The organism is Kitasatospora sp. NPDC059803 (assembly GCF_042732255.1).
Classification (GTDB): domain Bacteria; phylum Actinomycetota; class Actinomycetes; order Streptomycetales; family Streptomycetaceae; genus Kitasatospora.
Map to the genome: position 1 here is coordinate 1 of NZ_JBHWIJ010000438.1, position 5,125 is coordinate 5,125.

Below are 5,125 nucleotides of genomic sequence, written 5' to 3' on the forward strand. Positions count from 1 at the left end.
TTGGCTACGGGGTTGGTGCGGTTGACAGTTTCATAGTGTTTCGGTGGTCATAGCGTGAGGGAAACGCCCGGTTACATTCCGAACCCGGAAGCTAAGCCTTACAGCGCCGATGGTACTGCAGGGGGGACCCTGTGGGAGAGTAGGACGCCGCCGAACAATTATTCCAAAAAGACCCCCTCCCTTTCGGGAGGGGGTCTTTTTGCATTTCCCGGAGACAGGGCAGAAGGCTTTCAAGCCGGCCCGGCCGAGGGGGCGGGCGCCGTCAATATGTCGCTAAAACCGCATGATCAGTCCACTGATCAGCGGAAAATCGCCGCTCACGCCGTAGTCTCGAAGGGAAGGGGAACAGGTGTCCGGGGGTGGCCCCGGGGCAGAGCCGGATCAAGAATGGTGCTCATGGGACGAGGCAGGCTGCGCATCTACCTTGGGGCGGCCCCCGGGGTCGGCAAGACGTACGCCATGCTCGCCGAGGCGCACCGGCGACAGCAGCGTGGCACGGACGTCGTGGTGGCGTTCGTGGAGGATCACGGCCGGCGGCTCACCGCGGAGCTCGTCGACGGGCTGGAGGTCGTGCCGCGCCGGCAGCTGGTGCACCGGGAGGCCGCGTTCACCGAGATGGACGTGGACGCCGTCCTCGCCCGCCGCCCGCAGGTGGCGCTGGTGGACGAGCTGCCGCACACCAACATCCCCGGCTGCCGCAACGCCAAGCGCTGGCAGGACGTCGAGGAGCTGCTGGCAGCCGGGATCGACGTGATCTCCACCGTCAACATCCAGCACCTGGAGTCGCTCGGCGACGCCGTCGAGGGCATCACGGGGGTGCGCCAGCGCGAGACCGTGCCGGATGCGGTGGTGCGCCGGGCCGACCAGATCGAGCTGGTCGACATGTCGCCGCAGGCGCTGCGGCGGCGGCTGGCGCACGGCAACGTGTACGCGCCGGAGAAGATAGACGCGGCCCTGGCCAACTACTTCCGTCCGGGCAACCTGACCGCGCTGCGCGAGCTGGCGCTGTTGTGGACCGCCGACCGGGTCGACGAGTACCTGCAGAAGTACCGGGCCGAGCAGGGCATCGAGGGCACCTGGCAGGCCCGGGAGCGGATCGTGGTGGGCCTGACCGGCGGCCCCGAGGGGGCGACGCTGATCCGGCGGGCGGCCCGGATCGCGGCCCGTGTCTCCGGCGGTGAACTCCTCGCCGTCCACATCTCCCGCTCGGACGGGCTCTCGGGCACCGGCTCCCCGCAGACGCTGATCGAGCAGCGGGCCCTGGTGGAGAGCCTCGGCGGTTCCTTCCACGCCGTCCTCGGCGACGACCCGGCCGCCGGGCTGCTGGACTTCGCCCGGGGCGTGAACGCGACCCAGATCGTGCTGGGCACCAGCCGCCGGCCGGCCTGGCAGTACCTCTACGGGCCTGGCGTCGGCACCACGGTGACCCGGGAGGCCGGCGACATCGACATCCACATGGTCACCCACGAGCACGCCGGGCACGGACGCGGGCGGGTGCCGGTGCGCCGGATCACCGACCTGGGCCGCTCCCGCACCATCGCGGGCTGGCTGATCGGGCTGGCGGGTCCGCCGGTGCTGGCGCTGGTGCTGACCGCGATCGGCGGGCTGGGCCTGTCGACCGACATGCTGCTGTTCCTGTCGCTGACGGTGTGCGCGGCGCTGGTCGGCGGGCTGCTGCCGGCGATCGGGTCGGCGCTGGTCGCCTCGTCGGTGCTGAACTACTACTTCACGCCGCCGATCCACACCTTCACGATCAACGAGCCGCAGAACATCATGGCGGTGGCGATATTCACCGTGGTCGGCATCTCGGTCGCCTCCGTGGTCGACCTGGCGGCCCGGCGCACCCACCAGGCGGCCCGCAGCCAGACGGAGGCGCAGACGCTCAGCGCGCTGGCCGGTACCGTGCTGCGCGGCGCGCCGAACGGGGACGGGGTGCTGACCGCGCTGATGGAGCAGGTCCGGGAGACCTTCGGGCAGGAGAGCGCCGCGCTGCTGGAGCGTCCGGAGCCGCTCGGCGCCTGGGTGCCGGTCGCCACCGCCGGGCCGCGCCCGCCGGAGCGGCCGGAGGAGGCCGACGTGGACGTGCCGGTCGGCGACAGCCTGGCGCTGGTGCTGCGCGGCCGGGTGCTGCCGGGGGCGGACCGGCGCCTGCTCGGGGCGTTCGCCGCGCAGGCGGCCGTGGTGCTGGAGCGCCGCCGGCTGGCCCGGGAGGCCGCGGCGGCGCGCCGGGAGGCGGAGGGCAACCGGATCCGCACCGCCCTGCTGGCGGCCGTCTCGCACGACCTGCGCACCCCGCTGGCGGGGATCAAGGCGTCCGTCACCTCGTTGCGGGCGGCCGACGTCGAGTGGGCGCCGGAGGACGAGGCGGAGCTGCTGGCCGGCATCGAGGCCGGGGCCGACCGGCTCGACCACCTGATCAACAACCTGCTGGACATGAGCCGGTTGCAGACCGGCACCGTCACCCCGCTGATCCAGGAGACCGACCTGGACGAGGTGGTGCCGTTCGCCCTCGGCGGGGTGCCGCCCGAGTCGGTGCGCCTCGACGTCCCGGAGACGCTGCCGATGATCCGGGCCGACGGCGGCCTGCTGGAGCGTTCGCTGGCCAACCTGGTCGAGAACGCCGTCAAGTACAGCCCGGACGGCGTCAAGGTGCTGGTCAAGGCCGACGCGCTGCGTCAGCCGGGCGGTTCCGCGCGGGTCGAGCTGCGGATCGTGGACCGCGGCCCGGGTGTGCCCGAGGACGCCAAGGAACGGATCTTCGCGCCGTTCCAGCGCTACGGGGACGCGCCGCGCGGCGCCGGGGTGGGGCTCGGGCTCGCGGTGGCGCGCGGCTTCGTCGAGGCGATGGACGGTACCGTCACCGCCGAGGACACCCCTGGTGGCGGCCTCACCATGGTCGTCAGCCTGCCCGCGGCCGAGCGGCCGCCGGAACCGGGGGAGGCGGCCGGTGACGGGCACGATCCGCTGTCGCGGCTGATCACGTGACAGCCGGTGGCCTGCCGCTCCGGCCTGTCGTTCCTCGCTTCCGCAATCCGTATGTTCAGCAAGTCCCACAGTCCGTAAGTCCGACAGCCCTGAAAGGCGGAGCCCGTAAATGACCCGGGTCCTCGTCGTGGACGACGAACCGCAGATCGTCCGCGCGCTGGTGATCAACCTCAAGGCCCGCAAGTACGAGGTCGACGCGGCCCATGACGGCGCGAGCGCCCTGGAACTGGCCGCCGCCCGCCATCCCGACGTCGTCGTCCTCGACCTGGGCCTGCCCGACATGGACGGCGTCGAGGTGATCCGCGGCCTGCGCGGCTGGACCCGGGTGCCGATCATCGTGCTGTCGGCCCGGCACGCCTCCGACGAGAAGGTCGAGGCCCTGGACGCCGGCGCCGACGACTACGTCACCAAGCCGTTCGGCATGGACGAGCTGCTCGCCCGGATGCGCGCCGCCGTGCGCCGCGCCGAGCCGGTCGCGGGCGAGGACGACTCGCTGGTCGTCACCGAGAGCTTCACCGTCGACCTCGCCGCCAAGAAGGTCAACCGGGACGGCGCCGACGTCCGCCTCACCCCGACCGAGTGGCACCTGCTGGAGGTGCTGGTCCGCAACGCCGGCCGGCTGGTCAGCCAGACCCAGCTGCTCCAGGAGGTGTGGGGCCCCGCCTACCGCACCGAGACCAACTACCTGCGGGTCTACCTCGCCCAACTGCGCCGCAAGCTGGAGCGCGACCCCTCGCACCCGCGCCACTTCATCACCGAACCGGGCATGGGCTACCGCTTCGAGAGCTGACCCCGGGGCGCCCCCGGTGGCCGTACGGCCTGCCGCCGGGGGCGCGGAAACCGGTACCCTTCCGACATGAGTGGTGACAACAGCAGCGACCAGCCGCAGGGGCGCTTCCGCCGCATGCTCAGCCGGCTGACCTCCTCGGCCGAGGAGCTGCAGGCCGAGGAGCTGCGCCAGGAGAGCGCGGCGGAGTCGGGCTGCACGCCGATCGCCGGCTGCGCGGACCGCGAGCTGGTCACCGTGGCGGGCACGCTGCGCACGGTGACGCTCCGCCCGCGGGCCGGGGTGCCGGCCCTGGAGGCCGAACTCTTCGACGGCACCGAGGCGCTGGACGTGGTCTGGCTCGGCCGCCGCTCGATCGCGGGCATAGAGCCGGGCCGCCGGCTCGTCGCCAGCGGCCGGATCAGCCACGCACGCGGGCGCCGCGTGCTGTTCAACCCCCGCTATGAGCTGCGTCCGGTCGGACACGGGAGCGAATGAGCGTGAGCAACCAGCCCGGCGGCGAGTCCGCCGCCCAGCTTGACCTGGCCGCGAACCACCACGCGCCGCCCGGCCCGCACGGACCCGGGGCCGCGGCCGACGCGGCCGTCCGCGAGGCCGTCGTCGCCAAGGAGGCCGCTGACAGCGCGGCCGAGGAGGCCGCCCGCAAGGCCGCCGCCTCCAAGGAAGCGGCCGACACCATCCTGCAGGCCTTCGGCGGCGTGCGCGGCATGATCGACATGACGCTGCCCGGCCTGGTCTTCATCGTCACCTTCAACATCACCCACCAGGTCAGCTCCGCTGCCTGGGCCGCGCTGGGCCTGTGCGCGGTGTTCGTGGTGACCAGGCTGGCCCGGCGGGAGACCGTCCAGCACGCCTTCAGCGGGGTGTTCGGCGTCGCCCTCGGCGCCTGGATCTCGATGAAGAGCGGCCGCGCCGAGGACTTCTACCTGCCCGGCCTGCTGTGGAACGTCGGCTACAGCATCGCCCTGGCGGTCTCCGCCCTGGTGCGCTGGCCGATGATCGGCGTGATGCTCGGCCCGGTCACCGGCGAGATGTTCACCTGGCGCAAGGAGAACCCGGGCCGGTTCGCCGCCTACACCAAGGCGACCTGGGCCTGGGTGGTGATCATGGGCCTCAAGCCGGTGATCCTCTTCCCGCTGTACTTCACCCACAACGTCAACCTGCTCGGCTGGCTCAAGGTCGCCCTCGGCATCCCGCCGATGCTGCTGGCGATGTACGTCACCTGGCAGATCCTGCTCAAGGCGCCGCCGCCGATCAAGGCGCAGTTCGACGACGACGAGGAGCCGGCCCGCTAGCCGGAGCCCCGGCCCGCCGGCCCGCACGCGACGGGCGAGGGCCCGCACCCCTGGTGGG

The 5,125-nt window shown here is 72.4% G+C and carries 4 protein-coding genes and 1 rRNA gene; all 5 read left to right on the forward strand.

The window, feature by feature from the left end:
• Window positions 1-39 precede the first annotated feature (39 nt).
• Window positions 40-156, forward strand: a 5S ribosomal RNA gene (gene rrf, locus ACFV6I_RS37520).
• A 240-nt stretch (window positions 157-396) separates the two neighbouring features.
• Entirely contained in the window at window positions 397-2,985 is a 2,589-nt protein-coding gene (locus tag ACFV6I_RS37525) for an ATP-binding protein (protein WP_380371189.1), read from the forward strand.
• Window positions 2,986-3,094: 109 nt separating this feature from the next.
• The gene (locus tag ACFV6I_RS37530; RefSeq protein WP_063347600.1) at window positions 3,095-3,775 is read left to right on the forward strand and encodes a response regulator; all 681 of its coding nucleotides are present in this window, start codon (window positions 3,095-3,097) and stop codon (window positions 3,773-3,775) included.
• 66 nt (window positions 3,776-3,841) lie between these two features.
• A complete protein-coding gene (locus tag ACFV6I_RS37535; RefSeq protein WP_063347599.1) occupies window positions 3,842-4,249 on the forward strand; it encodes an OB-fold nucleic acid binding domain-containing protein in 408 nt (135 codons plus the stop codon).
• Window positions 4,250-4,251: 2 nt separating this feature from the next.
• Window positions 4,252-5,067 carry a DUF3159 domain-containing protein gene (locus ACFV6I_RS37540; RefSeq protein WP_244293354.1) on the forward strand — a complete coding sequence of 272 codons (816 nt, stop codon included), beginning with the start codon at window positions 4,252-4,254 and terminating at the stop codon, window positions 5,065-5,067.
• The last annotated feature ends 58 nt before the right edge of the window (window positions 5,068-5,125 follow it).

Bases quoted from the DNA above. Each gene is read 5' to 3' on its own strand.
- ACFV6I_RS37525 (WP_380371189.1), top strand. From the start codon at position 397: ATGGGACGAGGCAGGCTGCGCATCTACCTTGGGGCGGCCCCCGGGGTC.
- ACFV6I_RS37530 (WP_063347600.1), top strand. From the start codon at position 3,095: ATGACCCGGGTCCTCGTCGTGGACGACGAACCGCAGATCGTCCGCGCG.
- ACFV6I_RS37535 (WP_063347599.1), top strand. From the start codon at position 3,842: ATGAGTGGTGACAACAGCAGCGACCAGCCGCAGGGGCGCTTCCGCCGC.